The organism is Streptomyces sp. NPDC058051 (assembly GCF_042885475.1).
In the GTDB taxonomy this organism is placed as follows: Bacteria; Actinomycetota; Actinomycetes; order Streptomycetales; family Streptomycetaceae; genus Streptomyces.
The window spans coordinates 161,866-185,043 of record NZ_JBHVRW010000013.1 but is presented as its reverse complement, the minus strand read 5'-3'; the positions used below and the strand labels follow the sequence as shown (position 1 = coordinate 185,043).

The following is a 23,178-nucleotide window of genomic DNA, read 5'->3' as shown; positions in this document are numbered from 1 at the left end:
TGCAAAGGTTTCCCGGGCAATGCGAATTGGTGTGCTCACCTCCGGCGGCGACTGCCCCGGCCTCAACGCCGTCATCCGTTCCGTCGTGCATCGCGCGGTGGTCGACCACGGCGACGAGGTCATCGGCTTCCACGACGGGTGGAAGGGCCTCCTTGAGTGCGACTACCGCAAGCTCGACCTCGACGCGGTCGGCGGCATTCTCGCCCGCGGCGGCACGATCCTCGGCTCCTCCCGGGTCCAGCCCGCCCATCTGCGGGGCGGCGTCGAACAGGCCAGGGGCCATGTCGCGGACCTCGGTCTCGACGTGATCATCCCGATCGGCGGCGAGGGCACGCTGAAGGCGGCCAATCTGCTCTCCGAGGCGGGCCTGCCGATCGTCGGCGTACCGAAGACGATCGACAACGATATCGCCTCCACCGATGTGACCTTCGGCTTCGACACCGCTGTCGGAGTCGCCACCGAGGCCCTGGACCGGCTGAAAACCACCGCCGAGTCCCACCAGCGGGTACTGATCGTCGAGGTCATGGGCCGCCACACCGGCTGGATCGCCCTGCACTCGGGCATGGCGGCCGGTGCGCACGCCATCGTCGTGCCGGAGCGCCCCTTCGACATCGACGAGCTGACCGAGGTGGTCGGCAGGCGCTTCTCGGCCGGCAAGAAGTTCGCGATCGTCGTCGTCGCCGAGGGCGCCAAGCCGCGCCAGGGTTCCTCCATGGAGATCGAGCAGGGCACCAAGGACGTCTACGGGCACGAGCGGTTCGCCGGCGTGGCCACGCAGCTCTCCGGCGAGCTGGAGCAGCGCCTCGGCAAGGAGGCCCGACCGGTGATTCTCGGCCATGTGCAGCGCGGCGGCACGCCGACCGCGTACGACCGGGTGCTCGCCACCCGCTTCGGCTGGCACGCGGTGGAGGCGGCGCACCGCGGTGAATTCGGCATGATGACGGCGCTGCGCGGCACGGACATCGCGATGGTGCCCCTGGTCGAGGCCGTGGAGACCCTGAAGACGGTCCCGGCCGAGCGGTACGCCGAGGCGGAGTGCGTGCTCTGAGCGACACCCCGTCCGACGGACCGCCCCCGGCCGCAGCTGCGGCCGGGGGCGGTTCTACTCTGGTCGGGACAACCGGCACGAAACGGGGACGTCCCCAGCGGGAGTGAACAGATGGATCACAGCGGGCACGGCATGAACATGGATCTGCCGCCGTTCACGCTGGGACGCGGGCTCCAGTTCTCCGCGGACCCGTTCTTCCTCGTCGGCTGCGTGCTCGCCCTCGGCCTGTACGGGTACGCCGTGCTGCGACTGCGCAGGCGCGGGGACAGCTGGCCGGCCGGCCGGATCGTCTTCTTCGCCGTCGGTGTGCTGTCCATCGCCCTCGTGATGTGCACCGGGCTCAACGACTACGGCATGGTCATGTTTAGCGTGCACATGGTGCAGCACATGGTGATCAGCATGCTGTCGCCGATCCTCCTGCTGCTGGGCGCTCCGGTGACCCTGGCGCTGCGCGCGCTCCCGGTCGCGGGGCGTGGCCGCACTGGCCCGCGCGAGCTGCTGCTCATGCTGCTGCACAGCCGGTACATGAAGATCATCACGCATCCGGCCTTCACGATCCCGCTCTTCATCGCCAGCCTGTACGCGCTGTACTTCACACCGCTCTTCGACTTCCTGATGGGTTCGACAGCCGGGCACCTCGCGATGATGGTGCACTTCCTCGCGGTCGGTCTGGTGTTCTTCTGGCCGATCATGGGCGTCGATCCCGGGCCGCACCGGCCGGGCTACGTGATGCGCATGCTGGAGCTCTTCGCCGGGATGCCGTTCCACGCGTTCTTCGGTATCGCGCTGATGATGGCGTCGACCCCGATGGTGGAGACGTACAAGCATCCGCCGGCCTCGCTCGGCATCGACGCGCTGAGCGACCAGAACTGGGCGGGTGGTTTCGCCTGGGCGTTCAGTGAGATCCCGTCGGTGCTGGTGCTGATCGCGCTTGTCTTCCAGTGGTACCGCTCCGAGCAGCGGGCGGCGAAGCGCTCCGACCGGGCGGCCGACCGGGACGGGGACCAGGAGCTGCGGGCGTACAACGCCTATCTCGCCTCGTTGCAGGCGCGCGGGCAGTAGCGGTGGACATGCCTCCCGGGTGAGGATGGCATCCACGGCCGCGCGGCCGACGAGGAGGGTGCGGGCATGTCCGGATCCACGAAAACCATGGCTGTGATCACCGTGGTGGCCCTGGTGGTCGTCACGGCCTACACGGTGGCGCTGGGCAGCAGCGGCTGGCTCTGGTTCGGCTGGGTGGTGCTCGGCCTGATCACCCTGGGGATGGCCGCGACGCACGAATCCTGAGCCGGGCGGGGTGGCCCGCCCGGTCCAGGATGCTCGGTCCGGGACGCCTGGTCCGGATTGCTTGGTGCAGAATGCCTGATCCGGGATGCTTGGTCCGGTACGCCTGGTTCGGGACGCTTGGCCCAAGAGACGAGCGGCCTCAGAAGCGGAAGACCGGTCCGGTGACCGCGTCCATCACGCAGGCGTTGGAGAACGTCTTCCGCCACGCGACGCGGCGCCCGTCCCATGTACCGGTGGCGGTCGCCGTGACCGGGTCGAACTCCTGGGTGCACGGGTGCGGGTCACCGGGCAGCCCGTCCAGGTCGCCTGCCGCCTCGGCCAGCGCGGCGCAGGCGGCGGCCGCGTGGGGGTGGCGTGTGTCCGAGGTGGGCGGACAGGGCAGTGCGACGCCGCGGATCCAGGTGTTCTCGCTGCCCGAGACGGTGAGGAAGAGCGCTCGGTCCGGCACCGGCTGCGCGGACGGGGAATCCGCCGCCGCGGGTACGGCGGTGGCGAGGCTGAACAGGGCAGCGGCGGCGAGGGCCACACACAGACGCATGGGAGAACTCCTGCGGGTCGAGGGATTCCGGAACGCCCCGGGAACGCGGCTGGGGCGCCCCAGGCGCCTCAGGCATCCCGTGTCAGGGAGGAAGCCCGACCAGACGATCTCGAAGCCTCACCCCGGGCAAGGAGCCGCGCCGCCGACTCCACCTCCGGAGGCGGTCGCTGGGCCGGCCGGAGCACCGGCCGCGGCCGGTGACCCCACCCCCCAGAGGCGATCGCCGGGGCCGACCGGGCGCCCGCCGAGGGGGAATCCATGCCCGGAGATCCGGCCGACCGCTCCCCCGAGCACCTGCGGCCGACAGCGAGATGTCCGGCACCGGCGAGGTCACGACGGGGCGCATGGCCACCGTCACCGCACCGGTTCGGTTGGGGCGGGGCGGGGGGCAGACGGTCACCGTCATCGCACGGTTCGGGGCAGACAGTCACCGTCGCCGCACGGTCGGGGCCGGCAAGCACCGGCACGTCTGCGCGCTTCACCCTTATAGCAGTGGTTCGATCATCGTCCGATGACGCCCCGGATTCCCGCGCGGGCGAAACATCGGGGCCGAACCATGCACACCTGTTGCGACCAGCGGTGATGCACTTCTGGCCGACTGTGCGACGAGTCGTCAAGTTAACGAGGAAGTAAAGCAGTTGTGATTTGAGTCTTGACAGGTGCGCATCACCAGGCCACCTTGGGAGCGCTCCCACAATCAAGTCTTGCACACAGAGGCCGCCGTGCACCCCGGCAGAGAACCTGCTCGGGGCAACGGATCCTGCATGCCACCCCGGACCCGTTCCGCACCACCGCGCCACGCCTTCCCGCGTCCCTCCACCCCCTCCCCCACGACACCCGCCACTGGAGGATTTGTGTCGATATCCCGTAGAACATTCAGTAGTGCCCTCGGTGGCAGCATGCTCGCCCTGGGGCTGACCCAGGGCACCGGGGTCGCCGCTCCGAGCGCCCCGGCGGCCCGCGACGGCGCCCGCAGCGCCGCGGCGGACGACCCGTACACCCAGGCGTTCCTCACCCAGTACGCCAAGATCAAAGCGGCGGCCAACGGCTACTTCAGCCCGGAGGGTCTGCCGTACCACTCGGTCGAGACCCTGATGGTCGAGGCACCGGACCACGGTCACGAGACCACGTCGGAGGCCGTCAGCTTCTGGATGTGGCTGGAGGCGGCATACGGGCGGGTGACCGGTGACTGGGCCCCGTTCAACCAGGCCTGGACGGTGGCGGAGAAGACGATCATTCCGCAGCACGCCGACCAGTCGACCAACGACGCGTACAACCCCGGGGCCCCCGCGACGTACGCCCCGGAGTGGCCGCTGCCCGACCACTACCCCTCGGCCCTGGACAAGTCCGTCGCCGTCGGCTCGGACCCGCTCGCCACGGAACTGGCCGCGTCCTACGGCACGATGGACGTATACGGCATGCACTGGCTGATGGATCTCGACAACACCTACGGCTACGGCAACAAGCCGGGCACCGGTGGCGAGGCGGGCCCGGGTGCCGGTGCCTCGTTCATCAATTCCTACCAGCGCGGCGCGCAGGAGTCGGTGTGGGAGACCATCCCGCAGCCCACCACCGACCTGTTCGCCTACGGCGGCCCCAACGGCTACCTCGATCTGTTCGTCGGCGACCAGAGCTACGCCAAGCAGTGGAAGTACACCAACGCTCCCGACGCCGACGCCCGCGCGGTCCAGGCCGCCTACTGGGCCTACCGCTGGGCATCGGCGCAGGGCAAGGAGAGCGAGGTGGCAGCGTCGGTGGCGAAGGCCGCCAAGATGGGCGACTACCTGCGCTACGCCATGTTCGACAAGTACTTCAAGCGCATCGGCGACTGCACCGACCCCGCCTCCTGCCCGGCCGGCTCGGGCCGCGACTCCCAGCACTACCTGCTGTCCTGGTACTACGCCTGGGGCGGCGCCGCGGGCGGCAGCGGCGGCGGCTGGGCCTGGCGCATCGGTGACGGCTCCTCCCACCAGGGGTACCAGAACCCGCTCTCGGCCTGGGCGCTGTCCAACGTACCGGCGCTCACCCCGAAGTCCGCCACCGCGAGGACGGACTGGGCGAAGAGCCTGACCCGGCAACTGGAGTTCCTGACCTGGCTGCAGTCCAGCGAAGGAGGGCTGGCCGGTGGATGCACCAACAGCTGGGACGGCCAGTACGGCACGCCGCCGGCGGGTACCCCCACCTTCTACGGCATGGCCTACGACTGGCAGCCGGTCTACCACGACCCGCCGAGCAACAACTGGTTCGGCTTCCAGGTATGGGGCATGGAGCGGGTGGCCGCGTACTACTACGTCACCGGCAACGCGACCGCCGGGGCCGTACTGGACAAGTGGGTCGCCTGGGCCTCCGGCAAGACGACGGTCGGAGCGGACGGCAGCTACCGCTTCCCCTCCACGCTGAGCTGGACGGGACAGCCGGACACCTGGAACCCGGCCTCCCCCGGGGCGAACGCCGGACTGCACGTGTCGGTCCTCGACTACTCCAACGATGTCGGCGTGGGCGCCGCCTACGTGAAGACGCTCACCTACTACGCGGCGAAGTCGGGCGACCAGGCCGCGGGCGCGCTGGCCAAGGCGCTGCTCGACGCCATGGCGCTGAACGCCGACGCCAAGGGCATCGCGGTACCGGAGACCAGGGCCGACTACAACCGGTTCGACGACGAGGTGTACGTCCCGTCGGGGTGGTCGGGAACGATGCCGAACGGCGACACCATCGAGCCGGGCACCAGCTTCATCGACATCCGCAGCTGGTACCGGGACGACCCGGACTGGCCGAAGGTCCAGGCCTACCTGGACGGCGGCGCGGCGCCCACCTTCACCTACCACCGCTTCTGGGCCCAGGCGGCACTCGCGCTCGCCTTCGCCATCTACGCGGAACTCCTGGTGGAGGGCGGCGGCAGCGGGGACACCGAGGCGCCGACGGTGCCCGGTGGACTCACCGTGAGCGCCACGACGAGCAACAGTGTGTCGCTCTCCTGGTCGGCCGCCACCGACAACGTCGCGGTGACGGGCTACGACGTCTACCGCAACGGGGTGCTGGCGGGGAACGCGACGACTCCGGCCTTCACCGACGGGGATCTGGCCGCGGCCACCGAGTACAGCTATGCCGTGGCCGCACGGGACGCGGGCGGCAACACCTCGGCGCTCTCCGCCGCCGTGTCCGCGACCACGAAGGCGGGCAGCGGCGGCACGGGGACGGTGAAGGTCCAGTACAAGAACACCGACTCCTCGGCCACCGACAACCAGATCCGGCTGGGCCTACAACTCCTGAACACGGGCAGCGCGCCCGTGGACCTGTCCACGGTGACGGTCCGGTACTGGTTCACCTCCGACGGCGGCGCGAGCACCTTCGGCACCAACTGCGACTACGCGGCGCTCGGTTCGTCGAACATCACCCAGAAGGTGGTGGCCGCGACCAGCCCGAAGACGGGCGCCGAGCGCTATCTGGAAGTGGGATTCGCCGCGGGCGCCGGCACGTTGGCCGCGGGGGCCTCCACCGGCGAGATCCAGCTGCGCGTGAACAAGAGCGACTGGTCCGACTTCAACGAGGCGGACGACTACAGCCGGGCCACCAACACCGCGTACTCCGACAGCTCGAAGGTCGCGGCGTACATCGGCGGCGTCCTCGCCTGGGGGGTCGAGCCGTGAGGCACATACCGGACGGGACCGCCGGACGCAGGCTGCCGGTCCTCGCCGGAGCGGCAGCGGCGCTGCTGCTCGCCGCGGCGTCGACACTCACGGGTGCCTCGTCCGCGTCGGCCGCGCCCGTCACCGACTGCACCCAGTGGGGCACCACCGAACTGCAGGGGGGCGAGTACCTCTACCAGCAGAACGAGTGGAACTCCGAAGCCCGGCAGTGTGCCGAGATCGATCCGGCGACGGGGGCCTGGACCCTCACCGAGTCCTCGTTCTCGCTCCCGACGAACGGCGCCCCGGCCACCTACCCCTCCAGCTACAAGGGCTGCCACTGGGGTGCGTGCACCACGGACAGCGGATTGCCGCTGCGGGTCGACGCGTTGGGCAGCGTCCGCGCGGACTGGTCGACCACCCAGGTCGACGCCGGCGCCTACAACGTGGCGATGGACGTCTGGTTCAACTCCACTCCGGTCACGGACGACCAGCCGGACGGAACCGAGTTGATGATCTGGATGAACCACCGCGGCGGCGTCCAGCCGATCGGTTCGCGCACCGCAACGGTGCAGCTCGACGGCCGGGACTGGGACGTCTGGACGGGGCCCGGCGCCTCCGGCTGGAAGGTGATCTCGTACGTCCTCCAGAACGGCGCCACCGAACTGACCGACTTCGATGTGAAGGGACTGATCGACGACGGGGTCACGCGCGGCTCCATCGACCCGGCGCACTATCTGATCGACGCGGAGGCCGGGTTCGAGATCTGGCAGGGCGGCCAGGGACTCGGGATGAACGCGTTCGCCTTCGAGGCGAGCACGGAAGGCGGCGGCGACGGGGACACCGAGGCCCCGTCGGTCCCGGCGGGCGTCGAGGTCACCCGGACGACCAGCAGCACCGCCTCCCTTTCCTGGACGGCGTCGACGGACAACACCGGTGTCACCGGATACGACATCTACCGTGACGGGGTGAAGGTGGGCAGCACGGCCACCACCGCCTTCACCGACACCGGGCTCCTCGCCTCGTCCTCGTACAGCTACACCCTGCGGGCGCGCGACGCGGCCGGCAACAGTTCGACGGCTTCGGCCGCCGTCACCGCGACGACCGAGCAGGGCGAGGGCGGCACGGCAGGCGCGCTGAAGGTGCAGTACAAGAACAACGACTCCTCGCCGGGCGACAACCAGATCAGGCCCGGGCTGCAGCTGGTCAACACCGGCAGCACCCCGGTGGATCTGAGCCGGGCGACCGTCCGCTACTGGTTCAGCGGCGAATCCGGGTCGACCACGTACGGCACCTCGTGCGACTACGCCGTCCTCGGCTGCGGCACCGTCACCCACCGCGTACAGCCGTCCTCCGCCTCCGGTCCGGGCTCCGACCACTACCTGGAGGTCGGATTCAGCGGCGGAACGCTGGCGGCGGGAGCCTCCACCGGCGAGATCCAGCTACGGCTGAACAAGTCCGACTGGTCCGACTTCGACGAGTCCGACGACTACAGCCGCGGCACCAACACGGCCTACGCCGACACCTCGAAGGTGGCCGTCTACCTCGACGGCGCGCTCGTCGCGGGCTCCGCGCCCTGACCGCGGCAGGTCGCGGACCTGCCGCCCCCGAGCTCCCGATGGCGGGTCGCCCACCCCGCTGGATCCGTCATCGGGCCACCACTCGCCCCGGCTCCTTCCAGGAAGGGATCCACACCGTGATTCTGCGCCGACGCGCGGCCCCGGCCCGCTCGGACCCGGGACACCGCCCCGGCTGCGCCTGAGCGCGGCCGACCGGTCGGACCTTGCCGGGACCGGCCCTCAGCCACTCCCCACCCCCTTACCGCCTCCACCGACGCACCGGAAACCACCGTGCACATCGACGGTGACCTGGTGCGGGGCACCGCGCCCTGACGGGCCGCTGCCCGAGCGCAACACCCCCACGAACCCGTCTGCGGGGCACCACCGCAGACGTATGAGAGGAGTACGGAGCCGCAATGAGAACCACCAGAGGCACCACACTGCACGGAGTACGCCGGAAGTTGGCCGCACTCTCCGCCCTGGCGATGGGCGCGGCGCTGGCAGTGGCCATCCCCTCGCCCGCGTCGGCCGCCGCAGCAGCCCGGGTCGACAACCCGTACGTGGGCGCCACGGCGTATGTGAACCCCGACTGGTCCGCCAAGGCGGCGGCCGAACCCGGGGGCAGCGCGATCGCCGACGAGCCGTCCTTCGTCTGGATGGACCGGATCGCGGCCATCGAGGGCTCGGCCACCGCGATGAGCCTGCGCGAGCACCTCGACACCGCCCTGGACCAGGGAGCGAACCTCTTCCAGGTGGTCATCTACGACCTGCCGGGACGGGACTGCGCGGCTCTGGCGTCCAACGGTGAGCTCGGACCCACCGAGCTCGACAAGTACAAGAACGAATACATCGACCCCATTTCCGACATCCTCGCCGACCCGGCCTACGCGAGCCTGCGCATCGTCACCATCATCGAGCCGGACTCGCTGCCGAACCTGGTCACCAACGCCGGCGGCACGGCCGGATCCACCGAGGCGTGCGCGACGATGAAGGCGAACGGCAACTACGAGAAGGGTGTCGGCTACGCCCTGCACACCCTGGGTGCCATTCCCAACGTCTACAACTACGTCGATGCCGCCCACCACGGCTGGCTGGGCTGGGACTCCAACTTCGTCCCGGCGGCACAGGAGTTCAAGAAGGCCGCGACGTCCGAGGGCGCCACGGTCGCCGATGTCCAGGGCTTCATCGTGAACACCGCCAACTACTCGGCGCTGAAGGAGCCGTACTTCAAGGTCACCGACAGCGTGAACGGCACCACGGTCCGCCAGTCCAAGTGGGTGGACTGGAACTACTACGTCGATGAGCTCACCTTCGCGCAGGGGCTGCGCACGGAGCTGGTCAACCAGGGCTTCGCCTCGGACATCGGCATGCTGATCGACACCGCCCGCAACGGCTGGGGCGGGTCCGAGCGGCCCACCGCCGCAGGGCCTTTGACCAGCGTGGACGACTATGTCAACGGTGGCCGCGTCGACCGGCGCATCCACGCCGGCAACTGGTGCAACCAGAGCGGTGCGGGCATCGGTGAGCGACCCACCACCGCCCCTGAGCCCGGTATCGACGCCTACGTCTGGGCCAAGCCCCCGGGCGAGTCGGACGGCAACAGCGCGCCCATCGACAACGACGAGGGCAAGGGCTTCGACCGGATGTGCGACCCCACGTACACCGGTAACGGCCGCAACGGCAACAGCATGAGCGGCGCCCTGCCGAACTCCCCGCTCGCGGGCCACTGGTTCTCCGCGCAGTTCCAGGAGCTCGTGCGCAACGCCTACCCGGCGCTGAACGGCAACGGCGGTGGCGGTACCGAGGACACCCAGGCGCCGACCGCGCCCACGGGTCTGACCGTCTCGGCGAAGAGCAGCGGCAGTGTCTCGCTGTCGTGGACGGCGTCGACCGACAACACCGGTGTGACGGCGTACGACGTGTACCGCGCAGGGGTGAAGGTCGGTTCCACCGCGTCGACCTCCTACACGGACGCGGGCCTGACGGCCTCGACGGCGTACAGCTACACGGTCAAGGCGCGGGACGCGGCCGGTAACGTCTCGGCGGCCTCGGCGGCGGTCTCCGCCACGACCGAAGCGGGCGGCGGCACCGGCAGCGGCACCCTCAAGGTGCAGTACAAGAACACCGACGCCTCGGCCACGGACAACCAGATCCGGATGGGCCTGCAACTGGTCAACACCGGTTCCACCGCGGTCGATCTGTCCACGGTGAAGGTGCGTTACTGGTTCACGCCGGAGGCAGGTGCGAGCACCTTCTCCACCTCGTGCGACTACGCGGTCATCGGCTGCTCCAGCGTGACCAGCGGTGTGTCCGGCGGCGGCTCCGCCGCGGGGGCCAGCCACTACCTGGAGGTCGGCTTCAGCAGCGGCACCCTGGCGGCGGGGGCCTCCACCGGAGAGATCCAGCTGCGACTGAACAAGTCCGACTGGTCCAACTTCGACGAGTCCGACGACTACAGCCGCGGCACCAACACGGCCTACGCCGACACCTCGAAGGTCGCCGTCTACGCGGGCGGCGCGCTCTCCTGGGGCACCGCTCCCTGATCGGTCTCCCCGTCGCCGTCCGCATGGGCGGCGACGGGGTCCGTGTGCCGGGTGAGGGACGCGCCCGGCACGATCCGCCCCCTGCCGCTCTCCCGGCAGGGGGCGGCCGTCGTTCCCGGGCGGGCAGACCTCAGGCAGGGAAGCACGGGGCGCGATTTCACGCCTTCCCCTGTGGTAATCACAACACGGATATCACAGCGGATCACCTGCCACAAGACCGCGTACTGGGGGCGCAATGCCGTTCAGAGAGGGCCAGTTGGGGTGACATCGCCTCATTCCCGAGGCTGCGGACGACGGATCGGTAACACTCTTGACACCCCCCGGGGGTGCTCATAGTCTCCACGCCACAGAATTAACGTTAGATTTCACATCGGCAAAATCGGTGCGACGGAAGGACGTGCTCGTGTCCGGTCCCTCGGCAGCGGATGCACCCGACCCCCGTCGCGCCGGAGGACCAGCGGCCGGCCGCCCCGAAGACCGGTCTCTGCGGCCGTACGGTCTGCGCTGCGAGCACCGCACCACCCCGCTCGGGATCGACGCGTCCGCGCCCCGGCTCTCCTGGCGGCTGGCGTCCGACCGCCGCGGCGACGACCCGGTGGCGTACCGGGTCCGAGTCTCCGAGCGCCCCGAAGACCTGCACGGCGGTCGACTCCTCTGGGACACGGGGCGGGTGACGGACCCCGAGGCGATCGCCGTCGAGTACACCGGGCCCGCCCTCGCGGACCGTACGCGCTACCACTGGCGGGTCTCCGTCTGGCCGGCCGCTTCGACGGTGCCCGCCGAGGCGACGTCCTGGTTCGAGACGGCCTTCGGCGACGCCGACGCGTGGCGGGCGTCGTGGATCACCCACGACCCGTGGCCGGTCGACGTCGTGGACGCGCCCACCGAGGGCGGATTCGCCCTCGACGACCACGGGCTCGCCCCCTGCCCCGTCCTGCGGCGCGCCTTCACCGGCTCGGCCGGTGCCCGAGCGCGGCTCCACGTCAGCGCGCGCGGCCTGTACGAGGTCCGGCTCAACGGCGTACGCGTGGGAGACGCCGAACTCGCCCCGGGCTGGACCGATTACCACCGCCGCGTCCAGTACCAGACGTACGACGTGACCGAGTTGCTGCGTGAGGGTGAGAACGTGCTCGCCGCGACCGTCGCCGACGGCTGGTGGAGCGGATTCGTCGGCTTCGAACCGCGCAGGGCAGGAGCGCACTACGGCTCGGTCCCGCAGTTCCTGGCCGAACTCCACCTCACAGGAGCGGACGGCGGGAGCAGCGCGGTCGTCACCGACGGGACCTGGCGCACCGGCACGGGCGTCATCCGCCACGCGGATCTGCTGATGGGCGAGTGCCATGACCTGCGGCACGCGGCCGACGGCTGGGACCTGCCGGGCTTCGACGACACCGGCTGGTCCCCGGCCCTGGTCACGAACACCGGTCACGAGCTGCTCGTGGCGTCCGTCGACGAACCCGTGCGGGCGATGGCCGAGCTGCGGCCGCACTCGGTCAGGGCCGTCTCCCCGGGCACCCACATCGTCGACTTCGGCCAGAACCTCGCCGGTCGTGTACGGCTGCGGATCGGTGAACTCGCCCACGGGGCACGGGTGGTGGTCCGCCACGCGGAGGTGCTGGACGAGTCGGGCCAGCTGTACACCGCCAATCTGCGCACCGCCGCCGCGACCGATGTGCTCGTCGGGGACGGGCGCCGGGACATCGTGTTCGAGCCGCGCTTCACCTATCACGGGTTCCGCTATGCCGAGATCAGTGGTCTGCCGGAGCTGACGGGGTCCGACGTCGTCGCCGTGGCGCTGCACAGCGACACCCCGTGGGCCGGGGAGTTCGACTGCTCGGACGCGGAGCTCCGCCGGCTCCACGACTGTGTGGCGTGGGGGCAGCGCTCGAACTTCGTGAGTGTGCCCACGGACTGTCCGCAGCGCGACGAACGGCTCGGCTGGCTGGCCGACGCCCAGGTCTTCCTGCCGACGGCCGCCCTCAACGCGGACGTCGCCGCGTTCTTCACCAAGTGGCTGCGCGACGTCGACGACGCCCGCACGCCCGACGGGGGCTTCACCAACGTCGCCCCGCGCCTCGTGGGGGTCAGCGACGAAGGGGCGCCCGGCTGGGGCGATGCGGGAGTGATCATCCCGTGGCACCTCTACCGCGTCTACGACGACCCGCGCTTCCTCGACCGGGCGCTGGAGGGCATGTGTGCCTGGGTGGATCTGATCCACCATCACAATCCTGATCTGGTCTGGCGCAGACGGGTCGGTCCGCACTTCTCCGACTGGCTCGCTCCTGGCACCCCCACCCCGCGCGACGTCATCGCCACGGCCTGCTTCGCACACAGTGCCCGCCTCACGGCGAAGGCCGCGGGTGTACTCGGGCACAAGGATGCGGAGGACCGCTACCACCGGCTGGCCGACGCCGTCCGCCGCACGTTCACGGAGCACTTCGTCACCGTCGGACGTGCCGCAGACGCGCCTCCCGCCGTCCGTGTCTCGGGAGACACCCAGACCGGGTATCTCGTCGCGCTCGCCTTCGGGTTGCTGCCCGACGGCCTCGTCGAGGCCGCGGCCCGGCGTCTCGCCGAACTCGTCGAATCGGCCGGTCCTGCCCTCCTCACCGGATTCCTCGGCGTCGCGCTCGCCGCGCCCGTCCTCGACACGCACGGACGGGCCGACCTCGCCCACGCTCTCCTCCTCCGCGACGAGGTGCCGTCGTGGCGGTTTCCGCTGCGGCACGGCGCCACCACCATCTGGGAGCGCTGGGACGGATGGACGCCCGGCACCGGGTTCCGCGCACCGTCGATGAACTCCTTCAACCACTACGCGCTCGGCTCGATCGGCGAATGGCTGTACCGCGGTGTCGCCGGCCTCGACCAGGCCCCCGACTCCACCGGCTACCGGCATCTGCTGATACGGCCCCGCCCCGGTCCCCTGCACCACGCGAGCGCCCGTCACGAATCGGTGCGCGGCACGGTCGAGGTGGCCTGGGAACGGCACGGCGACCGGCTCGCCCTGCGCGTCCGGGTACCGCCCGGCTCCACCGCCGATGTGTACGTGCCCACCACGGATCCCCTTTCGGTCCGCGAGTCGGACGTGTCCCCGCGAGCCGACGGCCGTCGCGTCACGCTGCTCTCGACCGCCCCCGACCACGTTCTGTGCCGCGTGTCCTCGGGCACCTACCGCTTCACCGCGCTCTGTCCGCCGGCCGGCGGCCACGCCGAGGTGCGCCCGGCGGACCGGGTCCGGCCGCCGCTCACCCCGAGCCGACACCCATCAGGACCGGCGGCGACACCGTCGTCCGCCCGTTCGTACGAGGAGGACACACCATGACGACGGGTTCTCACAGCCGGCCGGGCCGGGGCTCGGTCGGCCGACGGGGATTTCTCCGCATCGGAGGCGGTGTCGCCGCGCTCGCCGCCCTTCCGCCGGCGCTGACGGCCTGCTCGGACTCGGGCGGCGGCTCCCACCGGCTGCGCATCGTCGGCGTCGCCGACCAGCAGAAGCCGATCGGGGAACTCGTCGGCCTTTACCGCACGTCCCATCCCGACGACACCTTCTCCACCTCCTTCGCCCCCACGGACCAGGTGCAGACGGTGGTGCGCACCCAGCTCGCCGGCGGCAACGCCCCCGATGTGCACGTGCTCTATCCCGGCAGCGGCAGCGCCATGTCCATGGTCGAGTTGGCCAGGGCCGGGCTGCTCGCCGATCTCAGCGACCAGGCGTGGACCCACGAGGTCCCGGCGAACTTCCACCCCGCCTACCGGTACCAGGAAAAGACGTTTCTGTACTCGGCGGGAAGCAGTGTCATCGGCGCCATTCACAACAAGAGGGTCTTCGCCGAGGCCGGAGTCGCGCCGCCCAGGACCTGGAGCGAACTCCTCGATGTCTGCGCCGGGCTGAAGGCCAAGGGCGTGACGCCGATCGCGCTGGGGGCACAGACTCCCTGGGTCACCCAGCTGATCACCTACGCGCTGGTACCCAATGCCGTATACGCGAAGAACCCCGGCTTCGACGCCGAGATGGCTGCCGGGCGGGCACATTTCCGCGGCTCCGGGTGGGCCGACGCGCTGGGCAAGTACCAGGAGTTGCAGCGCCGGGGGTTCTTCAACGACAACCCCAACGGAACGACGTACGAGCAGCAGACCTCCATGGTGGCGAGCGGCAAGGCGGCGATGGCCGTCCAGGTCTCCGCCGTACTCGCCAACTTCCGCCAGGCCGCCACCGATCCGGACGACCTCGGCATGTTCCCGTTCCCCGGCGGGGACGACCCCGCCGCACCGTGGATTCCGGCGGGCATCGTCGTCGGCCTCGGCGTCTCGGCGCGGTCCGGGAAGACGGCGGAGGCAAAGGCGTTCATCGAGTTCCTCGGAAAACAGGAGAACCTCAACCGCTGGGCCGAGTCCGTCGCCGCGATCCCGTTCGCACGCGACGATTCCACCCGGATCGATCCCGTCCTCAAGGACTTCCTGCCCGTCATCGACGGCGGCCGGGCCGTCCCCTTCATGGACCAGAGCTGGCCCAACGCCGAGGTGCAGCCCGCCCATTTCGCCGCCGTACAGAACCTGCTGGCGGGAAAGACGGACGTCGACGGCGCACTGGGACAGATGGACAGGGCCTACGGGAAGACCTCGTGACCAGCACGTCCGAGAGGGTGGAGCCGACCGGCCGGGCGGGAGGCGGTCCTCCGGCCGGCCCCCGCCGTCCGGTCCGGCACCGCGATCACACCGCCCCGCCGTGGATCTTCGTGATCCCGGCACTCCTCGTGTACGGCGTCGTCGTCCTGTACCCGAGCCTTGCGGGTGTGGTGTACGCCTTCACCGACTGGTCCGGCATCGGCGGCTTCTCCTTCACGGGCCTGGACAACTTCCGTACGCTTCTCGACGACAGCCGCGCCCTGGAGTCCGTGAGCAACACGCTGCTGCTCACCGTCGCCGTGGTGGTCGTCCAGAACGGTGTCGGCCTGCTCCTCGCGCTCGGTGTCCACACCCGTATCAAGTCCCGCGCGGTGCTGCGCCTGGTCTTCTTCGCTCCCGCTGTCGTCAGCCCCGTCATGGTCGCGGTGCTGTGGAAGTACGTGTACAACCCGGAGAACGGCGCCGGTCTCAACGGCGTCCTCGACGCGATCGGGCTCGGGGGTCTGCGTCAGGACTGGCTCGGTGATCCGTCGCTCGCCCTGTGGTCCGTCGCGGCGATGGTCGTGTGGCAGTACGCCGGCTACTCGATGGTCGTCTTCCTCGCGGGGCTCCATGGCGTCCCCGCCGAACTCCACGAGGCCGCGAGAATCGACGGCGCCGGCTCCTGGCAGCGCTTCCGCCATGTCACCTGGCCGCTGCTGGCCCCGGCCCTGACGGTCAACCTCCTGCTGTCGACCATCGGTGGCCTCAAGCTCTTCGACCAGGTCTACGCCGCCACCAACGGCGGGCCCGGCACGTCCAGCGAGACCCTGTCGACCGTGCTCTACAAGGAGGCGTTCGTCTACGGGAAGTTCGGCTACAGCACCGCCGTCGCCCTCGTCCTCGCGCTGTTCGTCGCCGCGGTCTCCCTGGTCCAGCTCCACTATCTGCGCGCGAGGGAGGTCACCGCGTGAACGCCACGACGACCCCCGGCCCGACACCACGGCGACCCGGGCACGGTACGCGCACGGGCCGCAGACCGCGGTACGGACGGTACGTCCTCGAACTCGTCATGATCGCTGTCGCCGTTGTGTTCCTGTTCCCGGTCTACGCACTGGTCACCCTGGCGATGAAGGACCCCCGACAGATCGCCGACTCCCCCCTTTCGCCGCCCTCCCCGCCCACCTTCGCCAACTTCGGTGACGCCTGGTCCTCCGCGTCGCTGGGGCCCGCGCTGCTCAACAGCACGGTCATCACCGCGATGAGCCTGCTGCTCCTGGTCGTCCTCGGTTCGGCGGGCGCCTACTGCCTCGCGCGCCGGGGCCGCGGCATCGGCTACGGGATGTACGTCCTGTTCCTGCTGGGCATCGTGCTGCCGTTCCAGCTCGGCATGATCCCGCTGTACAAGCTCGTCGACGACCTGGGCTGGCTCGGCACGTACCAGGGCATGGTGTTCTTCTACACCGGCATCCAACTGCCGTTCACCGTCTTCCTCTACACCGGGTTCATCCGCGCCCTGCCGCAGGACTACGCGCAGGCGGCGCTGATCGACGGCTGCAACCACCGGCAGGCGTTCACCCGGATCGTCTTTCCCCTGCTGCGTCCCGTCACGGGCACCGTGATCATCCTGAACGCCGTGTTCATCTGGAACGACTTCTTCACCCCGCTGCTGTACCTGGGCGGATCCGGCAAGGAGACCGTGCCCGTCGGGGTGTTCGCCTTCGTCGGTCAGTACGTCTCCGACTACGGGCTCGTCTTCGCCGGACTGGTGCTGGCCGCCGTGCCGATCCTGGTGGTGTTCGTGGTCCTCCAGCGTTATGTCATCAAGGGATTCGCAGGCGGTCTCAAGGGCTGAGGCAGGTCATGACGCATTCGGCACACCCGCCCCTCCCCCCGGGCATCGCGAAGGCACTCGCCGAGACCCCGCGCGCCTTCTCGCCCACCGCCATCTGGTGGTGGAGCGGGGAACGACTCGACCGCGCACGGCTTCGGGCGCAACTGGAACGGTTCGCGCAGGGCGGGGTGCACAACCTCGTTCTCCTCAACCTGGCGCCGTCAGGGCCTCTGTTCGGCTGCGACGCCGACGACCCGCCGTTCCTCTCGGACGCGTGGTGGGAGCTGGTCGACGAAGTGTGCGAGGACGCCCGGACACGCGGCGTGAGTCTGTGGTTCTACGATCAGCTCGGCTTCTCCGGGGCGGATCTCCAGGCGCGCCTCGTCGACGAACGGCCGACGCTCGCGGGCCGTCGGCTCGACCGCCTGTGCGCCGTCGTCGACTCCACGCCTGAGCACACTGCCGAGTTGCGGTGTCCCGAGGGCGGCCGGCCGCTCGCGGGCCGTGCCGAACCGGTGGACGCCGACGGCCGCGCGGTCGGCCCCGCGGTCCCGGTCGCGGTGGACGACGCGGTGGTGCGTGCGCCGGGCCCCGGGCGCTGGCGGCTGACCCTCCATCATCATGTCGCGCTCGGCTTCGACTACCTGGGCGCACAGGCGTGCGCGGCGCTGCTGGACCGGGTGCACGGGGAGTTCGAGCGTCGGCTCGGCGACCGGCTCGGGAACGTCGTCGTCGGCTCGTTCCAGGACGAGCTGCCGACCCTGCCCACCTGGTCCACCGGCTTCGCCGACGCGTTTCTGCGCCGTCGCGGGTACGCCGTCACGGCGCGCCTCGACGCCCTGTACGGCGACAGCACGGACCCGGACGCTCACCGGGTGCGGCGCGACTATCAGGTGACCCGTGCCGAACTGGCCGAGGAGGCGTTCTTCCGGCCGCTGGCCGCCTGGCACGACCGCCACGGCCTGCTCATCGGCTGCGACCAGCAGGACCCGGCCCGTGCCGGGCAGCCCGTCGCGGGGGTGGCGCTGTACGCCGACTACGCCCGCACCCACCGCTGGTTCTCGGCGCCGGGCTCCGACCACCACGGGGATGCCCGCATCCATTCCTCGCTCGCCCATCTCTACAGCCGTCCCCGCACCTGGATCGAGGCATTCCACTCCACCGGCTGGGGCGGCACGCTGGAGGAGACGTTCGACTGGCTGCTGCCGTGGCTCCGCGCCGGTGCGACCCTCTACAACCCGCATGCCGTCTACTACACGACCAAGGGCGGCTGGTGGGAGTGGGCGCCGCCGGCCACCGACTGGCGGCAGCCGTACTGGCGCCACCACCGCGTCTTCGCGGACGCCGTGACGCGGCTGTGCGCGATCCTGAGCCTCGGCCGCCATCTCTGCGACCTCGCGATCCTGCTGCCGACGACCACGGTGCAGGCCGGTACCGCTCTGGACGGGGTCACCGACGCGGCGGCGCGGGCGCAGTCGGCGTACCTCCGGCTGACCGGTGACATGGCCTGGTTCCGTACCCGGCCGGGTCTCATGGACCGTCTCGGCCGCGACGCCGACGTCATCGACGACGCATCGCTCGCGCGCGCCCGCATCACGCCGTCCGGCGACGGGGTGCGGCTGCGGGTCGCGGATGAGGCGTACACCACGATCGTGCTGCCCGGGTGCACGGTCCTGGAACGGGACACGGCACAACGGCTCGTCGAATTCGCCTCCTCCGGTGGGACGTTGATCGCGTTCGACGTCCTCCCCGAACAGGTCGTCGGTCCCGGTGGGGCCGGTGTGCTCGCCCGGCTGCGCGCGTGCTTCGCGGACGGCCGGGCCGCATTCGTCCCCGGGACGGACGATCCGGCCGACGCGCTCGCCACGGCGCTCGCGGGGACGGTGCCGGTGGTCCGCGCGCCGGTTCCGGCGCTCGCGCGCCGGGTGGACGACGCCACGGTGGTGTTCCTGACCGCGGCCGCCCCACGGGCGACCCGGGCCCGCGTCGCGGCACCCGACGAGAGGGGCGCCGCACTGGGCTGGCTGGACGCCCGCTACGACTTCGACCCGGGCCGCTGCGCACGCAACGCACGGGTGCGGGTACGGGACGCGGCGGGCCCGGCCGTCCTGCTGGACCCGTTCGGCGGGGCTCCGCGGACGCTGCCGGTGCGGCCCGCCGACGACGACGGCCGCGCGGTCGAGGTCGACGTCCCCTTCGATACGGGCCCCGCGGCCGTGCTCGTCCTTTCGGCCCGGCCCCCCGGGCCGGCCGCGACCGAAGTGTCCGCCGTGTCCGGCGTACGAGCCGCACCCCACACAGCCGATGGGCCCGACGCACCCGGCGACGGACCGGGCACCGCCACCGTCGAGATCCCTCCGGACGCGGACTGGGACGTGACGCTCGTGCCGACCCTCGACAACACGTGGGGCGACTTCGCCCGGCCCGCGACCGGCCCGCCCACCGTCCCGGCGGTGACCGAGTGCCGGACGTTCCGGCACCGGGTCGAAGGCGCCGGGGAGGACGGCCTACGCGACGGCTGGACCGGTCCCGGCCGCGCGGCCGGGCCGCTCACCTCCACGGTTCACGCGACGTTCGGCCCGCACGCGGTCGTGTCCCGTGGCGGCCCCGGCCACAACACCCCGTCGGTCCTCGCATGGTCCGACACCCTGGGCGTGTACAAGGACCCGGTGCACCGTGCCGTTCTGGGGCCCAAGGGGCATGTGCCGGAGGAGTTCGTGCACATCGGCCCCGTGGCTGCCGGAGAGGTGGCGCGGGTGCGGACGGAGTTGGTGCTCGACGAGCCGTTCGACGGACACCTCGCGATCGGGGCCGCGGCGGCGAAGCGGGCCCGGCTCGACGGGGCACCCGTGGCCCTGGACGACGGAGGGCATTTCGCGACGGGTCCGGTGGCGGTGGCAGCGGGGCGCCGCCTGCTCGAACTGGAACTGACCGCCGATCAGGACGTCGACCTGCGGGCGCATGTGGCGCTCGTGCGCGATCCGTCGTCCTGTCGGCGACCGGAGTGGATCCACTCCGCCGGGACGATGGGCACGACGGTGCGGCTGTCCGCCCTCCCTGCCCGGGCCGTCGTCCAAGTCGCCTCGCGCGCGCCGTGCGTGCTGCGCGTCAATGGTCACGTGGTCGGCAGGCAGGGCGGATTCGACCCGTACCCCGAACACGCGGTCCCGCGCGTGCGGCGGCACGACGTGGCGGCGGCCCTGCGCCCCGGTGACAACGACCTCACGGTGGAGACGTCCGGGAGCGGCGACCGCGCGGTGCTGGTGGACACCGACTTCACCGACGGGAACGGTGGACGGGTCGCGGCCCCGCACAGCGACGCCCGCTGGTGGGCCGTGGGCGCGAACGGGCGTGTGCCGGTCGCCGTGCGCCGCGAGCCGGTGGGCGACCCGGCCGCCCTGCACCTGCGCCGCCGTCCTCATCCGCTGCCGGGTGCCGCCTGGCTGGATCCGGCAGCGGACGACGGCACGGTGCTGCCTGTCCGGTTCGCGGTCCCGGGGAGCCGGGGATCGGTGGAGTGGCTGTGGTGCGAACTGCCGCCCGGGACGGTCCGGTTGACCGCGCAGGTGCGCGGCGTGACGACGGTGTTCGTGGACGGCTCGGAGTGTGCCGGGGCCGTCACCACCGTCACCGGGCGGGATGTGTGGACCGTGGCGGTCGACCTGGCGGCAGGTGGCCCCTCAGGGCCACGCACCGCGGCCCTGCGCATCCGGACCCGCCCGGGGTACGAGGGGGGCGCCGCACTGGCCGGTCCGGTGCGCTGCGAGGTGGGGCCCGGCCGGATGCGCGTCGGCGACTGGGAGGCGCGCGGCCTCGCCGAGTACAGCGGCGGTGTGCGGTACCGGCGCCTGGTGACCCTGCCGGCCGGAGCCGACGCGGGGCATGTGTCGCTCGACCTCGGACGGGTCCGCGGAACGGCGGAGGTGCGGGTCGGCGGCGGCGCCGCGGGCGTGCGCGTGTGCTCCCCGTACGTCTTCGATCTGACGGGTCTGGTGCGGCCCGGTGCCAACACGCTCGACATCACCGTGTTCGGAACGCTTGCGCCACGCCTGGACGCGACGAGCCCGACCCACTTCGTCTTCCCGGGCCAGCGTGTCAGTGGGCTGCTGGGTCCTGTGCGGCTGCGCTTCGCCGTGGCGCGGGCCTGAGCGGCACGCCCCCACCGCCCACACCCTCCTACGACCGCTGCCGGACCTGAGGAACGCGTACGGCATCAGGATCTGAGAAACGCCAGCACCGCCAGGACCCGGCGATGCCCCTCCGTGTGCACCGGCAGATCGAGTTTGTTGAAGATGCTGCCGATGTGTTTGTTGATGGCGGCTTCGCTGATGAACAGGTGCGCCGCCAGGTTCGCGTTGGATCGTCCTTCCGCCATCAGGCTCAGCACCTCCTTCTCGCGGGCGCTGAGCCGCTCCAGCGGATCGGGACGGACCTTGACGAGCTGTTGGATCACCTCGGGATCCACCACGGTCCCGCCGGAGGCGACGCGGTCGAGCGTCGACATGAAGTCGGCGACCGCACCGACCCGTTCCTTCAGCAGATAACCCACCGCGGCGCCGTTGCACGAATCGAGCAGCCGCAGGGCGTACGAGCGCTCGACGTACTGACTGAGCACGAGCACCGGCAGCCCGGTGTACGTCTCCCGCAGGTCGACGGCCGCACGCAGCCCGTCGTCCCCGTTCGAAGGCGGCATCCGTACGTCCGTGATGACCAGGTCGGGACGGTTCCGGTGGACGGCCGTGACGAGTGCGTCCGCGTCCCCGACCACGGCGATCGTCTCGTGGCCGAACCGCTGCAACAGGCCGACCAGCCCTTCGCGCAGCAGTACCGCGTCTTCCGCGAGGATCACACGAAGTGGCACGGGATCTCCACATGAAGAAGAGTCGGACCGCCCGGCGGGCTCGACACGCGCATGCGGCCGTCCAAGGCGGTGAGCCGGTCGGCGAGGCCGGTCAGACCCGTTCCGTCGGCCGGGGCCGCGCCGCCGTCTCCGTCGTCCGTGATCTCCAGGACCAGCATGTCGGCGTGGTAGCGGCCGTGTACTTCGGCGCTCAGGGCGCCGCTGTGTCGCGCGATGTTCGTCATGGCCTCGTTGATCAGGAAGTACACGTTGGTCTCCAGCTGTCTGGGGAGTCTTCCCGGCAGTTGGAGATCGACGGTGACCGGTACGGGGAAGCGGCTCGCTCGGTCCTCGACCGCGGCGACCAGGCCGTGGTCCGCGAGCACCGGGGGGTTGATCCCCCGGATCAGACTACGCAACTCCAGATGGGTGGCGGAGAGCTGGTTCTCGGCCTCGGTGAGCTGCGCGGCGAGCGGGGATCCCTCGGGGATGTCCAGACGCATCAGGCCGAGCGTCATTCCGAGCGAGACCAAACGCTGTTGTGCACCGTCGTGCAGGTCGCGCTCGATGCGTACGCGCTCCGCGTCGAAGGAGTCGATGAGCCGCACCGGCGACGCGTGCACCTCCTTCAGCGACTCCCCGAGCTCGTCGTCGCGCGGTGCGAGAAAGGTCCGGGCGAGCGCGGCGCGCGCGCCGGCCCACGACGTCACGGTGTACGGCGAGGCCAGCAGCACGACGGCGCCGAAGACCGCCCACGGCCAGGTGGTGCTGTCGGCCGCCTCGAAGGTGAGGGCGGGCAGGCCGAAGGAGAAGGCGAGCACCAGCAGGTCGAGCCACCACAGCGCCGCCGCGGAGATGAGCGTGAACAGCAGCTCGCGCCAGGTGATCTGTTCGGTCAGGCGGGTCGACGCCCAGGCCCGGAGACCGGGTTGCTCCGGCCGCCGGTGCGGGTTCGGCATCCCGTCGAGGTCGACGAGGCGCAGCCGGCGCCGCTCGACCGTCGCCACGGTGATGGAGGACAGGACGACGCCGACGAGGGGGGCAGCGCCGACCAGGACCACCAGGAGGAGCAGCCCGGCCGCCAGTCCCGTGACGAACACCGCGACGGCCGCCGCGCCGACCACGACACCGGTGGCCAGATACACCAGTGAGCGCCACGGCCAGCTGGAGGCCAAGAAGTTCAGCGGGCTCTGAGCCATGGCCTGCCAAGCCGTTCTGGGACGCATGTGACAACGGTAGGCCAGACGTCCGCTCGATCGCGGTAGAGCCGGCTCTACTTGTGGAGTAGAGCGCACATC

General features: G+C 70.8%; 14 protein-coding genes. 11 read left to right on the top strand and 3 right to left on the bottom strand.

Annotation, left to right across the window (positions count from 1 at the left end):
- The first annotated feature begins 19 nt into the window (after positions 1-19).
- From ACFVUT_RS21900 to ACFVUT_RS21890, 3 genes are all read left to right on the top strand, one after another.
- Positions 20-1,048 carry a 6-phosphofructokinase gene (locus ACFVUT_RS21900; protein ID WP_389658907.1) on the top strand — a complete coding sequence of 343 codons (1,029 nt, stop codon included), beginning with the start codon at positions 20-22 and terminating at the stop codon, positions 1,046-1,048.
- A gap of 111 nt (positions 1,049-1,159) precedes the next feature.
- Positions 1,160-2,110: a cytochrome c oxidase assembly protein gene (locus ACFVUT_RS21895; RefSeq protein WP_389658904.1), complete on the top strand. Its 951-nt coding sequence runs from the start codon at positions 1,160-1,162 to the stop codon at positions 2,108-2,110.
- A 66-nt stretch (positions 2,111-2,176) separates the two neighbouring features.
- On the top strand, positions 2,177-2,335 hold the full coding sequence (locus ACFVUT_RS21890) for a hypothetical protein (protein ID WP_389658902.1): 159 nt from the start codon (positions 2,177-2,179) through the stop codon (positions 2,333-2,335).
- Between the two features lie 139 nt (positions 2,336-2,474).
- On the opposite strand, the gene ACFVUT_RS21885 is transcribed toward ACFVUT_RS21890, so the two are convergent.
- Entirely contained in the window at positions 2,475-2,873 is a 399-nt protein-coding gene (locus ACFVUT_RS21885; protein WP_389658899.1) for an SSI family serine proteinase inhibitor, read from the bottom strand.
- An 899-nt stretch (positions 2,874-3,772) separates the two neighbouring features.
- Between ACFVUT_RS21885 and ACFVUT_RS21880 the strand changes: the two genes are divergently transcribed.
- The 8 genes from ACFVUT_RS21880 to ACFVUT_RS21845 all read left to right on the top strand — a co-directional run bounded on the left by ACFVUT_RS21880 (position 3,773) and on the right by ACFVUT_RS21845 (position 21,188).
- The gene (locus ACFVUT_RS21880; RefSeq protein WP_389659038.1) at positions 3,773-6,520 is read left to right on the top strand and encodes a glycoside hydrolase family 48 protein; all 2,748 of its coding nucleotides are present in this window, start codon (positions 3,773-3,775) and stop codon (positions 6,518-6,520) included.
- Positions 6,517-8,079, top strand: coding sequence for a cellulose binding domain-containing protein (locus tag ACFVUT_RS21875; RefSeq protein ID WP_389658897.1), 1,563 nt, complete (start codon positions 6,517-6,519; stop codon positions 8,077-8,079). Before ACFVUT_RS21880 ends, ACFVUT_RS21875 begins: the two co-directional genes overlap by 4 nt.
- A 395-nt stretch (positions 8,080-8,474) precedes the next feature.
- On the top strand, positions 8,475-10,601 hold the full coding sequence (locus tag ACFVUT_RS21870; protein ID WP_389658894.1) for a glycoside hydrolase family 6 protein: 2,127 nt from the start codon (positions 8,475-8,477) through the stop codon (positions 10,599-10,601).
- Between the two features lie 403 nt (positions 10,602-11,004).
- The gene (locus ACFVUT_RS21865; RefSeq protein ID WP_389658891.1) at positions 11,005-13,923 is read left to right on the top strand and encodes a family 78 glycoside hydrolase catalytic domain; all 2,919 of its coding nucleotides are present in this window, start codon (positions 11,005-11,007) and stop codon (positions 13,921-13,923) included.
- Positions 13,920-15,227: an extracellular solute-binding protein gene (locus ACFVUT_RS21860; RefSeq protein ID WP_389658888.1), complete on the top strand. Its 1,308-nt coding sequence runs from the start codon at positions 13,920-13,922 to the stop codon at positions 15,225-15,227. Before ACFVUT_RS21865 ends, ACFVUT_RS21860 begins: the two co-directional genes overlap by 4 nt.
- Positions 15,224-16,180: a carbohydrate ABC transporter permease gene (locus ACFVUT_RS21855; protein ID WP_389658885.1), complete on the top strand. Its 957-nt coding sequence runs from the start codon at positions 15,224-15,226 to the stop codon at positions 16,178-16,180. Before ACFVUT_RS21860 ends, ACFVUT_RS21855 begins: the two co-directional genes overlap by 4 nt.
- Positions 16,177-17,061: a carbohydrate ABC transporter permease gene (locus ACFVUT_RS21850; RefSeq protein WP_389658882.1), complete on the top strand. Its 885-nt coding sequence runs from the start codon at positions 16,177-16,179 to the stop codon at positions 17,059-17,061. The genes ACFVUT_RS21855 and ACFVUT_RS21850 overlap by 4 nt, the downstream gene beginning before the upstream one ends.
- 8 nt (positions 17,062-17,069) lie before the next feature.
- Complete coding sequence (locus ACFVUT_RS21845) at positions 17,070-21,188, top strand: hypothetical protein (protein ID WP_389658879.1); 4,119 nt, start codon at positions 17,070-17,072, stop codon at positions 21,186-21,188.
- A 65-nt stretch (positions 21,189-21,253) separates the two neighbouring features.
- On the opposite strand, the gene ACFVUT_RS21840 is transcribed toward ACFVUT_RS21845, so the two are convergent.
- Positions 21,254-21,901, bottom strand: coding sequence for a response regulator (locus tag ACFVUT_RS21840; protein ID WP_389658876.1), 648 nt, complete (start codon positions 21,899-21,901; stop codon positions 21,254-21,256).
- Positions 21,886-23,106: a sensor histidine kinase gene (locus tag ACFVUT_RS21835; protein WP_389658873.1), complete on the bottom strand. Its 1,221-nt coding sequence runs from the start codon at positions 23,104-23,106 to the stop codon at positions 21,886-21,888. Before ACFVUT_RS21835 ends, ACFVUT_RS21840 begins: the two co-directional genes overlap by 16 nt.
- Positions 23,107-23,178: the final 72 nt, after the last annotated feature.